The organism is Amycolatopsis sp. MtRt-6 (genome assembly GCF_017308975.1).
Lineage (GTDB): Bacteria > Actinomycetota > Actinomycetes > Mycobacteriales > Pseudonocardiaceae > Amycolatopsis.
This window is the reverse complement of sequence record NZ_JADWPD010000007.1, coordinates 46,279-60,194: the sequence shown is the minus strand read 5'-3', so window position 1 is coordinate 60,194 and position 13,916 is coordinate 46,279. Positions and strand designations below refer to the sequence as shown.

The following is a 13,916-nucleotide window of genomic DNA, read 5'->3' as shown; positions in this document are numbered from 1 at the left end:
CGTAGCGGCGCTAGACCCGCGTGCCGTTGTCGAGCTCGGCCACCACGGCGAGGTCGTCGTCGGCCAGCTCGAAGTCGAAGATCCCGAAGTGCTCCCGGATCCGGGTCGTGGTCGCCGACGCGGCCACCGCGACCGTGCCGGTCTGCAGGTGCCAGCGCAGCACGATCTGGGCCGGGGTCTTGCCGTACTTGGCGGCGAGCGCGGTGACCGTCTCGTCCGACAGCAGCGCCGCGTTCGCGGCCGGGCTGGCGGCGGCCGTGACGATGCCGCGCTCGCCGTGGAACTCCCGCAGCGGCAGCTGCTGCAGCCACGGGTGCAGCTCGACCTGGTTGACCGCGGGCACCGAGCCGGTCGCGTCGACGAGCCGGCGCAGCTCGGAGACGCCGAAGCCGGCGACGCCGATCGCGCGGGCCCGGCCGTCGGCGCGCAACCGGCTCAGCGCGCGCCAGGTGTCGGTGAACGCGCCCCGTGTGCCGTCCAGCAGGCACAGGTCGACGCGCTCGAGCTGCAGCGCCGCCAGCGCCTGGTCGGCGGCGCGGCGGGCGGTGTCGTAGCCCTGGGCGGGCACGTGCACGCTGACGAAGAGGTCTTCACGGGGCACGTCGGCGGCGGCGAGCACCGCGCCCACCGCCGGCTCGGTACCCGGTGTCGCGTCGATGCCGCGGTAACCGGTGTCGAGGGCGATGCGGACGGCCCGGCCGGTTTCGGACGGCGACAGGCCGGCGACGCCGAACAGCAGCTGGGGGATGCGGACTCCGACGGACAGGGCGAGCGAAGGCGGGACGGCCATCAACCGGTGATCCTCACTTCGGATGCTGCGCGGACCCCCATCATCCCACCCGCGCGGCCCGCTCGCGCAGATACGCCGCCGTCGCGCTGTCGGCCGGGAAGAACGACTCGATCACCAGTTCCGCCACGGTGACGTCCAGCGGGGTGCCGAACGTGGCCACCGTGCTGAAGAACGTGAGGTCGGTGCCGTCGTGGCGGAACTTGAGCGGGACGAAGATGTCACCCGGTCCGGGGACCTCCACCTCGGGCACCGGCTGGTCGCAGGGGTACCCGCGCAGCTCGTCGAGGAGCTCGTCGAGCCCCGGGTCCGCGGTCTGGCCGACCTGGCGCCGCAGCCGGCCGAGCAGGTGGGCGCGCCACTCCCCCAGGTTGCGGATGTGCGGGGCCATGCCGCCGGGGTGCAGGGTGGCGCGCAGCACGTTGGTGGTCAGCTCGGGCGGAATGCCGGCGACGAAGAGACCGACGGCGGCGTTGGCGTCGACGAGGTCCCAGTTCCGGTCGACGACGGCGGCCGGGTACGGCTCGTGGCTCGTGAGCAGCTGCCGCACGGCCTGCCGGACGGCGTCCAGCTCGGGCTCGGCGAGCGCGGTCTCGGTGTAGGCGGGCGCGAACCCGGCGGCGAGCAGCAGCCGGTTGCGTTCCCGCAGCGGGACGTCGAGGTGTTCGCCGAGCCGCAGCACCATGTCCCGGCTCGGCTTGGACCGCCCGGTTTCCACGAAGCTGAGGTGGCGGGTGGAGATGTCGGCCGAGATGGCCAGGTCGAGCTGGCTGATCCGGCGGCGGTCGCGCCATTCCCGCAGCAGTTCCCCGACGGGCCGCTGCCGCGCCTGCACCGTAGTCGTCACGGAAGCGACGCTACGGCGATCACGCGGTGGCTGCCATTACTTCCGGGGTAATGGCCCGGCATTACCTCTCGCGTAATCGACGCGCCGCCACTCGTCCGCCAAGGTCGGTCCCAGCACCGGATGACGGCGAACCCGTTGTCCCCCAACGAAAGGAACTCCCCATGACCGACGTCCGCACCCTCGTCGAGCAGTACCTCGCCGTCTGGAACGAGACCGACGCCGACAAGCGCCGGGCCCTCGTCGCCGACGTCTTCACCGCCGATGCCGGCTACACCGACCCGCTCGGCGCCGTCCGCGGGCACGACGGGATCGACCGGTTCGTCGCCGGGGCCCAGGCGCAGTTCGGGGGCCTGGCCTTCAGCCTCCCCGCCGAGCCGGACGCCCACCACCACCTCGCCCGCTTCCAGTGGTACCTCGGCACGCCCGGTGCCGAGCCCGTCGCCATCGGGTTCGACGTCGTCGAACTCGAAGACGGGAAGATCGCCGAGGTGCACGGCTTTCTCGACAAGCTGCCCGGCTGAGCGGACCGTGGGGGCTCCGAGACGGGAGCCCCCACGGCGGCTAGCCCTTCAGCGCGCCCCGCCAGCGGACCGTCGGGCGCAGCTTCTCCGGGTTCACCCGGTGCTTGTTGGCGCCCACGATGTCGAACATCGACTCGATCAGCGTGTCCGACAGCAGGTGCGGCTCCAGCCCCAGCCCGACCAGCCCGGTGTGCTTCACGTTGTAGTAGTGCTCCGGCGCTTCCGTGCGCGGGTTCTCCAGCTGCTCGATCTGCACCGGGCCGGGGAACCGGTCGGCCACCAGGTCCGCGATGGCCGAAACCGACATGCTCTCGGTCATCTGGTTGAACACCCGGAACTCCCCCGCCGAAGCCGGGTTCTCCACGGCCAGGCGGATGCACTCCACGGTGTCGCGGATGTCGATCAGGCCGCGGGTCTGCGCGCCTTTGCCGTACACCGTCAGGGGCTGGCCCAGCACCGCCTGGATGACGAACCGGTTCAGCACCGTGCCGAACACCGCGTCGTAGTCGAAGCGGGTCGCCAGGCGCGGGTCGAGCGCCGTCTGCGGCGTCTGCTGGCCGTACACCACGCCCTGGTTGAGGTCCGTCGCCCGCAGGCCCCACGCGCGGCAGGTGAATTCGATGTTGTGGGAATCGTGGACCTTGGTCAGGTGGTAGAAGGAGCCCGGCCGTTTCGGGAACAGCACCCGGTCGCGGCGGCCGTTGTGCTCCAGCTCCAGCCAGCCTTCTTCGATGTCGACGTTCGGCGTGCCGTATTCGCCCATCGTGCCCAGTTTGACCAGGTGGATCGCCGGATTGATCTCCGCGATCGCGTACAGCAGGTTCAGGTTGCCGATCACATTGTTGTGCTGGGTGTACACCGCGTGTTCGCGGTCGATCATGGAATAGGGCGCCGACCGTTGCTCGGCGTAGTGGACGACGGCGTCCGGCGCGAAGTCGCGCACCGCTTCGAACAGGAACTCCGCGTCGAGGAGGTCGCCTTCGTAGCTGGTGATCGTCCGGCCGGAGACCTCGCGCCAGGCGGCGATGCGGTCGGTGAGGGATTCGATCGGGACCAGGCTCTCGACACCGAGCTCGGCGTCGTACCCGCGCCGCGCGAAATTGTCGAGAACAGCCACCTCGTGACCTTTGTCCGATAAGTGCAGCGCGGTCGGCCAGCCCAGATATCCGTCACCGCCGAGAACCAGCACACGCATTGTGCCGCCTTTCCTGCTCGTTTACGCCACACGAACGCTATAGATCACGTGCTGATGAAGACCTGGCAATGACCTGTGAATCTCCTATGCGTGAGGGGGTCGGACGGCGGCGCGGCCGGCCCGCGGGGAGGATGGGGGCATGACGACCGTAACCAACGGCGTGCGGCCCCGCACGGCGGAGAAGACCCGCCGCCGCGGCTGGGCCCGGCTGGCGCGCGCCGCGACGACGTCGGTCGCGGCCACGGTCCTCAGCCAGATCGTCCTGCTCGCCGTGCTCGCCACCGGCGGCGCCGCGGCCTGGGCGAGCACGCTGGCCTGGGCGGCCGGCGCGGTGCTGAACTTCGTGGTCACGCGGCGCTGGGTGTGGGGCCGCACCGGGCGGCCGCGCGTGCGGCGCGAGCTGCTGCCCTACCTCGCGGTGGTCGGGCTCGGCGGGCTCGCGTCGATCGGCCTGACAACCCTCGCGGGCTCGCTGCTGACGCCCTTGGCGCTGCCGCACTTCTGGTGGGTCGTGCTCGTCGACGGCGCGTACGTCGCCAGTTACGCGCTGGTGTTCGCCGTCAAGTTCACCCTGCTCGACCGGCTCGTGTTCGGCCGCGGCGCAGCACGTACCCCCGCCACCACGTCCCGGTCATGACGCGGGCGTAGTTGGCGCCGTAGACGAGGCTGCCGCCCTTCTTGCTCTTGCCCGCCTTGCGCAGCCGCATGCTCATCGGCAGCTCGACGACCCGGGCGCCGCGGGCGGTGACGCCGAGCAGCAGCTCCGACGACTGGTACTGCGGTTCGCGCAGCGGGACCGCGCAGGCCAGCTCCGCCCGCATCGCGCGGAAGCCGAACGACGTGTCGGTGATCCGCCGCGCGGTCAGCACCGACGCCAGCACCGCGAACACCCGCACGCCGAGCCACCGGACGCGGCTGTCGGCCTCCTCGTGCCCGAGCCGCCGGGACCCGGTGACGAAGTCCGCGGTGCCGTCGACGACCGGGCGGACGAGGGCCTCCAGCTCGCTGTTGTCGTACTGGCCGTCGGCGTCGGTCGTGACGACGTACTCGGCGCCGGCTTCGGCCGCGAGGTGGTAGCCCAGCCGCAGGGCGGCGCCCTGGCCCCGGTTGCGGGGCGCGACGCACACGTACGCGCCGTGCGCCTCGGCGATCGCGGCCGTGTCGTCAGTGCCGCCGTCGACGACGACGAGGACGTCCACCGGCATGCCGAGGCATTCGTCGGGCATCTTCTCCAGGACCTCGCCGATGCCGCCGGCTTCGTTGTAGGCGGCGATGACGACGGTCAGCGGCGCCAGCTTCAGCTCCGGGTGCCGGCCCCGGAAGTCGTCGAGGGCGCCGGAGTCGACGTCGTCGGGGAACGCGGCGAGCCGCTTCCGGCTCGCCGACGTCAGGGTCGTGAAGCCGAGCGCCCCGGCGACCGGCAGGAGCACGAGCGCCGGGAGCTGGTAGCGCCAGGAGAACTGGAACACCGCCGAGGCGAACAGCAGGAGGAGCCCGCTCGACGCCGCGAGCAGCGCCCCGGCCCGGGCCCGGTCCGGGGGCTTCTTGCGCCGGAACACCGTCAGCAGGCCCAGCAGCGCGCCGATGCCGAGCACCGCGCCGGGGACGTACCCGCCGCCGAGCTGGTAGTCGCGGAGGATCTTGGCCAGCGGCTGGTCGACGTTCGCGACGACGCCGTCGTTCTGCAGCGTGACCAGGTCGATCAGGGACTGGTCGGCCCACTGCGGGTAGGTCAGCTGGAACTGCCACCGGTCCAGGGGGACGTCGGTCGGGTCCTGCTCGCGCGTCCAGGCGAAGCTCTTGGCGAAGTCGTCCAGGATCGCTCCGGCGACGTCGCCGGGCTGGGCTTTCAGGACACCGATCGCGAACTCGTGGGCCAAGGCGGTCTTGTCCGCGCCCGGCGGCAGCGGGCCCGGCCAGTTCGGGTCGAGGTCGGCGTGGGTGTAGTTGTCGACGAGCCGGGTTTCGCGGGGCTCGGCCGGGCAGAACACCATCAGCGTCGGGTCGAGGTGGAGGTTCGCGCAGTCGGCGACGGCGGCGGTCCGGCCGTAGAGCATGTTCCCGGACGGCCCGCTGAGCCCCCACTTCCCGGTCTCCGCATGCAGTCGCGCCGAGTACGGGACCAGGACGGCGAGCAGTCCCAGGAGGCCGGCGCCGGCCCGGCGCCAGCCCGCCCACTGGCGCCACGCTCCCCCGGCGACGACGAGGAAGACCAGTAGCGGCAACGCCAGCGAGATGCCGATGAGCCGCGTCAGCACGCCGAAGCCGAGCAGCAGGCCGGCCGCGCCGGCCCGCTTCCAGCCGGGGGTGCCCCAGCCGAGCAGCAGCCAGAGGAGCCCGAGGAGCACGGCCTCGAACGTCACCTCGGACATGATGTTCTGCTCGATCTGCAGCTGGTAGGCGTCGAGCAGTACCGGCGCCGCGGCGAGCGCGCCGACCCACGGCCGGCCGCCCAGCCGCAGGACCAGCTTGTACAGGCCGATCGCGATCAGCACGCCGCCGACGTGCTGCACCGCGGCGACCCAGGCGAGCCCGCCGACCGCCAGCAGCGGCCGCAGGACGAGGTCGTAGCCGATCGGGTTGAGCTGGTCGGCGCGCAGGGCGTGCAGGTTGTCGATGTAGCGGAAGGAATCGATGAACAGCAGTGCCGGGCGGTAGGCCAGCCAGGTCAGCACGCGGAGCGTGATCGCCGGGACGAGCAGCAGGAGCAGCAGCCAGTGCCGCTTGAGAAAGACCTTCACGGTGTTTCGAGGCCGGAGAAGTACTTCCACGCCGTCACGAGGCCGTCGGTGAGCGAGACCTCCGGCCGGTAGCCGATGGTCTCCGCGCTCGCCGAGACGTCGACGACGACCGCGGGCATCTCGCCGGCCGGGGCTTCGACGTGTTCCACCGGCAGCTCGGCGCCGGTCACCTCGCGCACGGCCTCGACCATCTCCAGCACGGACACCGAGCGCCCGGCGCCGACGATCGCGCGGCCGGAGTAGCCGCTGCCGAGGGCCAGCAGGACCGCCCGCACGACGTCGTCGACGTGGACGAGGTCGCGGCGCTGGCGGCCGTCGCCGTAGATCCTGACCCCGCCGCCGGTCAGCGCGGCTCGCATCATCCGCGGCACGAAACTGTCCTTGTGGGACATTCCCGGACCGTAGACGTTGGTGAACCGCAACGCACACGTCGTCATGCCGTACGCGCCGGCGTAGCCCGACAGCAGCATTTCGCACGCCGCCTTGGTGGCGCCGTAGGGCGTCAGCGGCCGCAGCGGCAGGTCCGGGGTGATCGTCGCGCCGCCGACGTTGCCGATCACCGCGTTGGTCGAGGCGAGCAGGAACGTGGGCACCTCGTGGCGGCGGGCGAGTTCCAGCAGTTCCTGGGTGACCAGGACATTGTCGGCGAAGGTGTCCTCGGGCAGCTCGACCGACTTCAGCACCGACGTCAGCCCGGCGAGGTGCACGATGCCCACGGTCCCCCGGTCCACGGCCTGCTCGCGGACGGCGGCCTCCCGGAGATCACCGACGACCACGCGCGCGCCGTCGAGCGTTTCCGGGAACGGGACCCGGTCGACGACGGTGACCGGGACGCCCCGGTCGCGGAGGGCGCGCACGACGGCCCGGCCGATGAAGCCGCTGCCGCCGGTCACGACCACGGACGTCCGATCAGGACCGTGCCCATTCGCCATGGGCGTCAACCTACCTCCCGTTCCTGTGCGCCCGCAGTGTGCGTACGCAGAACTGCGTATGGCCGCCCGTCCGGAGCACAACCTGCTGCGCCTCCCGGAGTTCCGCGCGCAGGCCCACCAGCACCCGACGTTCGTGGCCCACCGGGACGGGCGGCTGTCACTGGGGACGTCGGCAGCGCTGAGCGACCTGGCGGACCGGCGCACGCTGCGTGCCCTGCCGCTGTACACGGACTTCTACCGGCCGCGGGGCACCGCCGACCAGCTGTCGTGCGTGATCCAGGTCGACGACCGCCACGGGCGCATCCTGTCGTTCAACCGCTCCCGGCCCGGCTTTTCCGCCCGCGAGCGCGCGCTGGTCGACCTGCTGGCCCCGCACGTGGCCCAGGCGTTCGCCCGCGAGGAGCACCCGCCGGTCTAGCCGCTCACCGGCGTGCCCCTGGAAGTGCTGACCGTGCGAGAACGCGAGGTGGCCGAGGCGGTGGCGCGGGCGGCGACCGACCGGGAGGTCGCCCGGCACCTGGGCATCAGCCCGCGGACGGCGCAGAAGCACCTCCAGCAGATCTACCGCAAGCTGGACATCGCGAGCCGCGCCGAGCTGATCGTCCGCCTCTCACGGAGCTGAAGCGAACGCCTCCGGCGGCGGGCACGAGCAGACCAGGTTCCGGTCGCCCGCCGCGCCGTCGATGCGGCGGACCGGCGGCCAGATCTTGGCCGCCGTCACCCCCGCCGGGAACACCGCGGTCTCGCGGCTGTACGGCCGGTTCCAGTCCCCCGCGACGCACCGCGCCGTATGCGGGGCCTGCCGCAGCGGTGACGCCTCCAGGGGCCACTCCCCCGCCGCGACGCGGTCGATCTCGCCGCGGATCGCGATCATCGCGGCGCAGAAGCGGTCGAGTTCGGCCAGGTCTTCGCTCTCCGTCGGCTCCACCATCAGCGTGCCCGCGACCGGGAACGACATCGTGGGCGCGTGCAGGCCGTAGTCCGCCAGCCGCTTCGCGACGTCGTCGACCGTGACGCCGGTGGCCTTCGTCAACGACCGCAGGTCGAGGATGCATTCGTGCGCCACCAGGCCTTCGCGCCCGGCGTACAGCACCGGGTAGTGGCCGGCGAGGCGGCGGGCGACGTAGTTCGCGTTGGCCACCGCGACGAGCGTCGCGCGGCGCAGGCCGTCGGCGCCCATCATCCGGACGTACGCCCACGAGATCGGCAGGATCGACGCGCTGCCCCACGGCGCCGCGCTGACCGGGCCGACTCCGGTGGCCGGGCCGGCGGCGGGCTGCAGCGGGTGGTTCGGCAGGAACGGCGCCAGATGCGCGCGGACCCCGATCGGGCCGACGCCCGGCCCGCCGCCGCCGTGCGGGATGCAGAACGTCTTGTGCAGGTTGAGGTGCGAGACGTCGGCGCCGAAGCGGCCGTACTGCGCGACGCCGATCAGCGCGTTCAGGTTGGCGCCGTCGACGTACACCTGCCCGCCCGCGTCGTGCACCGCCGCGCACACCTCGCCGACGGTGTCTTCGTAGACGCCGTGCGTCGACGGGTACGTGAGCATGATCGCGGCGAGGTCATCGCCATGGGAGTCCACTGTGGACCGCAGGTGGGCCAGGTCGATGTTGCCGGCGTCGTCGCAGCGGACGACGACCACGCGCATGCCCGCCATCACCGCGCTGGCCGCGTTCGTGCCGTGCGCGCTGGCCGGGATCAGGCAGACGTCTCGCGCGTGCTCGCCGCGGGCGCGGTGGTAGGCGCGGATGGCGAGCAGGCCCGCGAACTCGCCCTGGCTGCCGGCGTTGGGTTGCAGGGAAACGGCGTCGTAGCCGGTGATCCGCGCGAGCCAGGCGCTCAGGTCGGCGGCGACGTCCAGGAGCCCGGCGGCGTCTTCGGCGGGCGCGAACGGGTGCAGGCCGGCGAACTCCGGCCAGGTGACGGGCTCCATTTCGGCGGTGGCGTTGAGCTTCATGGTGCACGAGCCGAGCGGGATCATGCTGCGGTCGAGAGCGACGTCGGAGTCCGCCAGCGCACGCAGGTAGCGCAGCATGGCGGTTTCCGAGCGGTGCGCGTGGAAGACGGGGTGGGTGAGGTACTCGCTCGTGCGCCGCAGCGGGGCCGGGAGCGCGTCCGCGGTGTCCGCGTCGAGGCCGTCCACATCGGACACCGAGACGCCGAACGCCTTCCAGACGCAGGAAAGCCGCTCACGCGTGGTCGTCTCGTCGCAGGCGACGCCGACGTGGCCGGCGTCGATCCGGCGCAGGGAGATCCCGAGGTCGCGGGCGGCCGCGACGACGGTGTCCGCCCGGCCCGGCACGGCCGCGACGACGGTGTCGAAGAACTCGCCGTGCACGACCTCGACGCCGCCTTCGCAGAGTCCGGCCGCCAGCACCGTCGCCATCCGGTGGGCGCGCAGCGCGATCGCCCGCAGGCCCTCGGGCCCGTGGTAGACCGCGTACATCGACGCCATCACCGCGAGCAGCACCTGCGCGGTGCAGATGTTCGACGTCGCCTTCTCGCGGCGGATGTGCTGCTCGCGCGTCTGCAGGGCGAGCCGGTACGCGGGCGCGCCGTCGGCGTCCTTCGAGACGCCGACCAGCCGGCCGGGCAACTGCCGTTCGAGGCCTTTCCGCACGGCGAGGTAGGCGGCGTGCGGCCCGCCGAAGCCGAGCGGGACGCCGAACCGCTGCGTCGAGCCGATGGCGACGTCGGCGCCGAGCTCGCCCGGCGGGCGCAGCAGGGTGAGGGCGAGGGGGTCGGCGGCGACGATGACGGCCGCGCCGTGCTTCTTGGCTTCGCCGATCGTGAGGTCGAGTTCCCGGACCGCGCCGGACGCGCCCGGGTAGGACAGGAGCACGCCGAAGAAGTCACCGCCCAGGCCGAGCCCGGTCAGCCCTTGGGAGAGGTCTTCGACGACGAGTTCGATGCCGAGCGGCTCGGCTCGCGTGCGGAGCACGGCGAGGGTCTGCGGCAGGGTGTCTTCGTCGACGACGAACCGATTCGACGTCGCCCGCCCGGCCCGGCGCACCAGGGTCATCGCCTCGGCGGCGGCGGTGGCCTCGTCGAGCAGGGAGGCGTTGGCGACGGGGAGCCCGGTCAGGTCGGCGACCATGGTCTGGAAGTTGAGCAGCGCTTCGAGCCGCCCTTGGGAAATTTCCGGCTGGTAGGGCGTGTAGGCGGTGTACCAGGCGGGGTTTTCGAGCACGTTCCGCCGGATGACGGGCGGGGTGACGGTGTCGTGGTAGCCGAGCCCGATCATGGCGGCGGTCGGCCGGTTCCGGGCGGCCAGCGCGCGCAGTTCGGCGAGGGCCTGCGCTTCGGAGGCGGCGGGCGGCAGCTCGAGCGGCTCGGCGGAGGCCCGCAGCGACGCGGGAACGGCTCGCTCGGCGAGTTCGTCGAGCGAGGCGACGCCGACGACGTCCAGGATGTGCCGGAGTTCGTCCGGTCCGGGCCCGATGTGCCGGTCGGCGAAGGGAATGCCCTGTTCGAGGGAGGCGAGTGACGGATCCACGATGGCCTCCTGGGGACAGCGGGGCTGGACCGGGACGGCGGTGTCCTGGCCCTCCCCACTCTGTCCGTACCTCCTGGGAGGCGCCTGAGAGTTTCGCCCGCAGGTTGAGCCGGGCTTGCACCGTCGGCGGGGCCATCAGGCTGTGTCCTGACGACCCGCTTTCCAGAGGCGTCTCGTCCGCGCGGTCCAGGGTGCCTGAGAGGTTCCGGGGAGGACTTGCTCCTTCGGCGCCGAGCTCAAGGTGTGGCTCGGACTCTCCCGCGCGGATTCGTCGACCGCACGGTGAACCTTACTCTGCCCGCCGCGGCGGTGATCAACCGGTCTTGCGGGCGTTGCGGCGCTGGGTGAGTTCGTCCGGTTCGTGCGTCTCGACGATGCCGCCGTCGGCGCGTTCGGCCGGGAACTCGTGGATCGTGCCGCTGATCTCCTGCATCGCGCCGCTGACCGCGATGCCGAAGACGCCCTGGCCGCCCTGGAGCAGGTCGACGATCTCCTCCGGCGAGGTGCATTCGTACACCGTGGTGCCGTCGGAGAACAGCGTCACCCTGGCCAGGTCGCGGACGCCGCGGACGCGCAGGTGGTCGACCGCCACCCGGATGTTCTGGAGCGAGACCCCGGTGTCCAGGAGCCGCTTGACGACCTTGAGGACCAGGATGTCCTTGAACGAGTAGAGCCGCTGCGAGCCGGAGCCGTGCGCGGTGCGGATGCTGGGCGCGACCAGCTTGGTCCGGGCCCAGTAGTCGAGCTGGCGGTAGGTGATGCCGGCGATCTGGCACGCCGCCGGACCCCGGTAGCCCACCAGCTCGTCGGGCAGCGAGTTGTCGGGGAACAGTTCGCCCTGCTCACCAGTCGCGACCTCGACAGGCTGCTTCTCGGAACCAGCCTCGACCACGCAAGCCTCCCCTCGCCCGACCTGGCGGCCGGCGAATGACAGCCGGACGGCCCCAGGAGCGGGACCCGCCGGAGATCAACCGCCACGATCCGGCCCCAGACCGTGAATCACACCGTGGCGATTTCCCTTCTTCGACGGTAAGCGCCCGGACAGTGCCGGTCAACGCGACGCGCGGCAAGCTCAGGCGGTCGGCTGAGGCTTTGCGCCGTTCGCCGTACCCCACTCCGGCGCGATTCAAACCCCTTGACGTCTTTTACTCAGCCGAGTAATTTTTTACTCATGCAAGTAAACCCCGACATCATGGCCGAGATGGGCCTGAGCGTCACCGAGGCCGCCCGCCGGGCGCAGATCATCGGCGCGACCATCGGCGTCCTGGCCGACCTCGGCTACCGCCGCACCACCTTCGCCAAGATCAAGGAGCGCGCCGGGCTCAGCAGCACCCGGCTGATCTCCTACCACTTCACGAACAAGGCCGGCCTGCTGCAGGCCGTGCTCAGCACGGTCGTCGAGACGAAGAACGGGTTCCTCGCCGAGCGCACCGGCGGCGGCCTCGACCCAGCCGACCGGCCCGGCTACCTGCGGGCGCACATCGAGACGTCGGTGGCGTTCCTGCGGGCCTACCCCGAGTGCGTCCGGGCGCTGACGGAGCTGGCCGCCAACGCCGACGACGCCGACGGCTGGGTGATGACGAAGGTGCTGGTCGACGACCTGCGCGTGCACGGGCTGGCCCGCCAGCTGAAGCAGGGCCAGGCCGAGGGCGTGTTCGGCGAGTTCACGCCCGAGGTGATGGCGATGTCCATCGCGCAGGCCATCGACGGCGTGGCCACGGCCTACGCGGCCGACCCGGGGCTGGACCTGGAGCAGTACGGCCGCGAGCTGGCCGACACGTTCGTCAAAGCGACGGCGCCGTGAGAACGGAGTCGAGCCGCTCTTCGATGCGGGCCTTCGGGAACGCGCCGACGATCGTCTCGACCGGCTCGCCGCCGCGGAAGAGGATCATGGTCGGCAGGGACATGACCTGGTAGGCGCGGGTGGTCTCCGGGTTCTCGTCGGCGTTGATCTTGCGCACGACGAGGGCGCCGTCCCGCTCGGCGGCCAGCTGCGCGAGCACCGGGCCGACCATCCGGCACGGGCCGCACCAGGTGGCCCAGAACTCGACCAGCACGGGGACGTCACTGGAGAGCACTTCGGCGAAGGTGCTGTCGGTGACTTCGGCAATTTCGGACATGGCCGGCTCCTTCACGGGCGCGGGGATTCGGGCACGACACACGGATCGGGCGCCTGCCGGGCGAGCGCGGCGGCGAGTTTCGCGGCCAGTTCGCCGCGGATGCCGCCGAGCCGCGCGAGGAGGGCGTCGGCTTCTTCGAGCTTGCGCCGGTAGACCTCGATGGAGTTCGCGCAGGAGTCGCCGGTCTCGTGGCCGCTGCGCAGGCACTCGACGAACGGGCGGGTCTCCTCGAGGGTCAGGCCGACCGTCTGGAGGGTCTGGATCTCCCGGACCAGCTGGAGGTCGTCCTCGCCGTACTCGCGGTAGCCGTTGGCCGAGCGCCGGGCGGTGAGCAGGCCCTGGTCCTCGTAAAACCGCAGCGCACGGGTGGTGACACCCGTGCGCTGCGCCAGTTCTCCGATCCGCATGCCCTCGACGCTAGACGTTGACGTGCGCGTCAAGGCAAGTTCCCAAGGCAAGGGAAACGCCTTACCGCGGGAGGACGCGGGGGTCCGGGGGCGTGCCCCCGGGCGGGGTCTGGGGGTTGCACCCCCAGAAGACACGGCGAGGAGTTCCGGGTGAGCGCTCTCCGCGAGCACACCTCGCCCAGGCTCCGCGCCCCCTTACGTGTCGGCGCCCCGGAAGTCCTCGGGCGACACGGAGTCGAGGAACTCGCGGAACTTCTCGACCTCGTCCTCCTGCTCGTCCGGGATGATCAGGCCGGCTTCCTCCAGCACCGAGTCCACGGCGTGGATGGGGACCCCGATCCGCAAGGCCAGCGCGACCGAGTCGCTCGGCCGGGCGGACACCCGGATGTCGCCGTCGAACACGAGCTCCGCGAAGAACGTGCCTTCCTTCAGGTCGGTGATGACGACCTGCTCGAGTTCCCGGCCGAGCGCTCCGATGACCTCTTTCAGCAGGTCATGCGTGAGCGGACGGGCGGGGCGGACCCCCTGTTGCTCCAAGGCGATGGCGGTGGCTTCGACCGAGCCGATCCAGATCGGCAGGTACCGTTCACCTTCGGTTTCCCGCAGCAACAAGATCGGCTGATTCGCGGGCAGCTCGACCCGCACACCGACGACGCGCATTTCGCTCATCGGGCTTCGCCTCCCTCCCGTGCACACGGGCTGCAGCGCTGAACCGGCTTCACGCCCTCACTCCTCGACGCTACCCGTCATCCGCGCGCTGTGCTCGCTGTCCGGACTCTCTCGGTTCGCCTGCCGCAAACCCGTGCCTTCACGGTACGGCATGCGGTGCCGAACATTCAGTCATTGACATGGGACCGCAAAGAGGATCTC

15 protein-coding genes and 1 riboswitch are annotated in these 13,916 nt (G+C 71.5%); of the genes, 5 read left to right on the top strand and 10 right to left on the bottom strand.

The window, feature by feature from the left end:
* Window positions 1-10: 10 nt before the first annotated feature.
* Together I4Q55_RS14390 and I4Q55_RS14385 are read right to left on the bottom strand one after the other, a co-directional pair.
* Window positions 11-790, bottom strand: a complete 780-nt coding sequence (locus I4Q55_RS14390) for an aldo/keto reductase (RefSeq protein ID WP_206788201.1) — start codon at window positions 788-790, stop codon at window positions 11-13.
* A 40-nt stretch (window positions 791-830) separates the two neighbouring features.
* Entirely contained in the window at window positions 831-1,634 is an 804-nt protein-coding gene (locus I4Q55_RS14385; protein ID WP_206788200.1) for a helix-turn-helix domain-containing protein, read from the bottom strand.
* A 161-nt stretch (window positions 1,635-1,795) separates the two neighbouring features.
* On the opposite strand from I4Q55_RS14385, the gene I4Q55_RS14380 reads away from it, so the two are divergent.
* On the top strand, window positions 1,796-2,155 hold the full coding sequence (locus I4Q55_RS14380) for a nuclear transport factor 2 family protein (protein WP_206788199.1): 360 nt from the start codon (window positions 1,796-1,798) through the stop codon (window positions 2,153-2,155).
* Window positions 2,156-2,195: 40 nt separating this feature from the next.
* Here the strand turns inward: I4Q55_RS14380 and I4Q55_RS14375 are convergent, their stop codons facing one another.
* Window positions 2,196-3,350 (bottom strand): NAD-dependent epimerase/dehydratase family protein, encoded by a 1,155-nt coding sequence (locus I4Q55_RS14375; RefSeq protein ID WP_206788197.1) that lies wholly within the window; start codon window positions 3,348-3,350, stop codon window positions 2,196-2,198.
* Between the two features lie 139 nt (window positions 3,351-3,489).
* On the opposite strand from I4Q55_RS14375, the gene I4Q55_RS14370 reads away from it, so the two are divergent.
* A complete protein-coding gene (locus I4Q55_RS14370) occupies window positions 3,490-3,987 on the top strand; it encodes a GtrA family protein (RefSeq protein ID WP_206788195.1) in 498 nt (165 codons plus the stop codon).
* Here I4Q55_RS14370 and I4Q55_RS14365 read toward each other — a convergent pair.
* Window positions 3,917-6,091, bottom strand: coding sequence for a glycosyltransferase family 2 protein (locus tag I4Q55_RS14365; protein ID WP_206788193.1), 2,175 nt, complete (start codon window positions 6,089-6,091; stop codon window positions 3,917-3,919). The genes I4Q55_RS14370 and I4Q55_RS14365 overlap by 71 nt on opposite strands.
* Window positions 6,088-7,023 (bottom strand): NAD(P)-dependent oxidoreductase, encoded by a 936-nt coding sequence (locus I4Q55_RS14360; protein ID WP_206788192.1) that lies wholly within the window; start codon window positions 7,021-7,023, stop codon window positions 6,088-6,090. Before I4Q55_RS14360 ends, I4Q55_RS14365 begins: the two co-directional genes overlap by 4 nt.
* Before the next feature lie 58 nt (window positions 7,024-7,081).
* Between I4Q55_RS14360 and I4Q55_RS14355 the strand changes: the two genes are divergently transcribed.
* Together I4Q55_RS14355 and I4Q55_RS14350 are read left to right on the top strand one after the other, a co-directional pair.
* The gene (locus I4Q55_RS14355; protein WP_206788191.1) at window positions 7,082-7,441 is read left to right on the top strand and encodes a hypothetical protein; all 360 of its coding nucleotides are present in this window, start codon (window positions 7,082-7,084) and stop codon (window positions 7,439-7,441) included.
* A 12-nt stretch (window positions 7,442-7,453) separates the two neighbouring features.
* Entirely contained in the window at window positions 7,454-7,645 is a 192-nt protein-coding gene (locus I4Q55_RS14350; protein ID WP_206788190.1) for a LuxR C-terminal-related transcriptional regulator, read from the top strand.
* Here I4Q55_RS14350 and gcvP read toward each other — a convergent pair.
* A complete protein-coding gene (gene gcvP, locus I4Q55_RS14345) occupies window positions 7,634-10,519 on the bottom strand; it encodes an aminomethyl-transferring glycine dehydrogenase (protein ID WP_206788189.1) in 2,886 nt (961 codons plus the stop codon). The genes I4Q55_RS14350 and gcvP overlap by 12 nt on opposite strands.
* Window positions 10,520-10,691: 172 nt before the next feature.
* A riboswitch (glycine riboswitch) is annotated at window positions 10,692-10,790 on the bottom strand.
* A gap of 42 nt (window positions 10,791-10,832) precedes the next feature.
* Entirely contained in the window at window positions 10,833-11,411 is a 579-nt protein-coding gene (locus I4Q55_RS14340; RefSeq protein ID WP_033260631.1) for a MerR family transcriptional regulator, read from the bottom strand.
* A 279-nt stretch (window positions 11,412-11,690) separates the two neighbouring features.
* Between I4Q55_RS14340 and I4Q55_RS14335 the strand changes: the two genes are divergently transcribed.
* Complete coding sequence (locus I4Q55_RS14335) at window positions 11,691-12,323, top strand: TetR/AcrR family transcriptional regulator (RefSeq protein ID WP_242545987.1); 633 nt, start codon at window positions 11,691-11,693, stop codon at window positions 12,321-12,323.
* Here the strand turns inward: I4Q55_RS14335 and trxA are convergent.
* From trxA to I4Q55_RS14320, 3 genes are all read right to left on the bottom strand, one after another.
* Window positions 12,304-12,639 carry a thioredoxin gene (trxA, locus tag I4Q55_RS14330; protein WP_242545986.1) on the bottom strand — a complete coding sequence of 112 codons (336 nt, stop codon included), beginning with the start codon at window positions 12,637-12,639 and terminating at the stop codon, window positions 12,304-12,306. The two genes, I4Q55_RS14335 and trxA, sit on opposite strands and share 20 nt — an antisense overlap.
* Before the next feature lie 11 nt (window positions 12,640-12,650).
* Entirely contained in the window at window positions 12,651-13,046 is a 396-nt protein-coding gene (locus I4Q55_RS14325; protein WP_206788188.1) for a MerR family transcriptional regulator, read from the bottom strand.
* Between the two features lie 195 nt (window positions 13,047-13,241).
* The gene (locus I4Q55_RS14320; RefSeq protein WP_004559569.1) at window positions 13,242-13,715 is read right to left on the bottom strand and encodes a bifunctional nuclease family protein; all 474 of its coding nucleotides are present in this window, start codon (window positions 13,713-13,715) and stop codon (window positions 13,242-13,244) included.
* Window positions 13,716-13,916: the final 201 nt, after the last annotated feature.

What these genes read in the sequence shown, in the direction of transcription:
- I4Q55_RS14390 (WP_206788201.1), bottom strand. Translation starts at nt 790, where the DNA reads ATGGCCGTCCCGCCTTCGCTCGCCCTGTCCGTCGGAGTCCGCATCCCC.
- I4Q55_RS14380 (WP_206788199.1), top strand. Translation starts at nt 1,796, where the DNA reads ATGACCGACGTCCGCACCCTCGTCGAGCAGTACCTCGCCGTCTGGAAC.
- I4Q55_RS14375 (WP_206788197.1), bottom strand. Translation starts at nt 3,350, where the DNA reads ATGCGTGTGCTGGTTCTCGGCGGTGACGGATATCTGGGCTGGCCGACC.
- I4Q55_RS14370 (WP_206788195.1), top strand. Translation starts at nt 3,490, where the DNA reads ATGACGACCGTAACCAACGGCGTGCGGCCCCGCACGGCGGAGAAGACC.
- I4Q55_RS14360 (WP_206788192.1), bottom strand. Translation starts at nt 7,023, where the DNA reads ATGGCGAATGGGCACGGTCCTGATCGGACGTCCGTGGTCGTGACCGGC.
- I4Q55_RS14355 (WP_206788191.1), top strand. Translation starts at nt 7,082, where the DNA reads ATGGCCGCCCGTCCGGAGCACAACCTGCTGCGCCTCCCGGAGTTCCGC.
- I4Q55_RS14335 (WP_242545987.1), top strand. Translation starts at nt 11,691, where the DNA reads ATGCAAGTAAACCCCGACATCATGGCCGAGATGGGCCTGAGCGTCACC.
- trxA (WP_242545986.1), bottom strand. Translation starts at nt 12,639, where the DNA reads ATGTCCGAAATTGCCGAAGTCACCGACAGCACCTTCGCCGAAGTGCTC.
- I4Q55_RS14325 (WP_206788188.1), bottom strand. Translation starts at nt 13,046, where the DNA reads ATGCGGATCGGAGAACTGGCGCAGCGCACGGGTGTCACCACCCGTGCG.
- I4Q55_RS14320 (WP_004559569.1), bottom strand. Translation starts at nt 13,715, where the DNA reads ATGAGCGAAATGCGCGTCGTCGGTGTGCGGGTCGAGCTGCCCGCGAAT.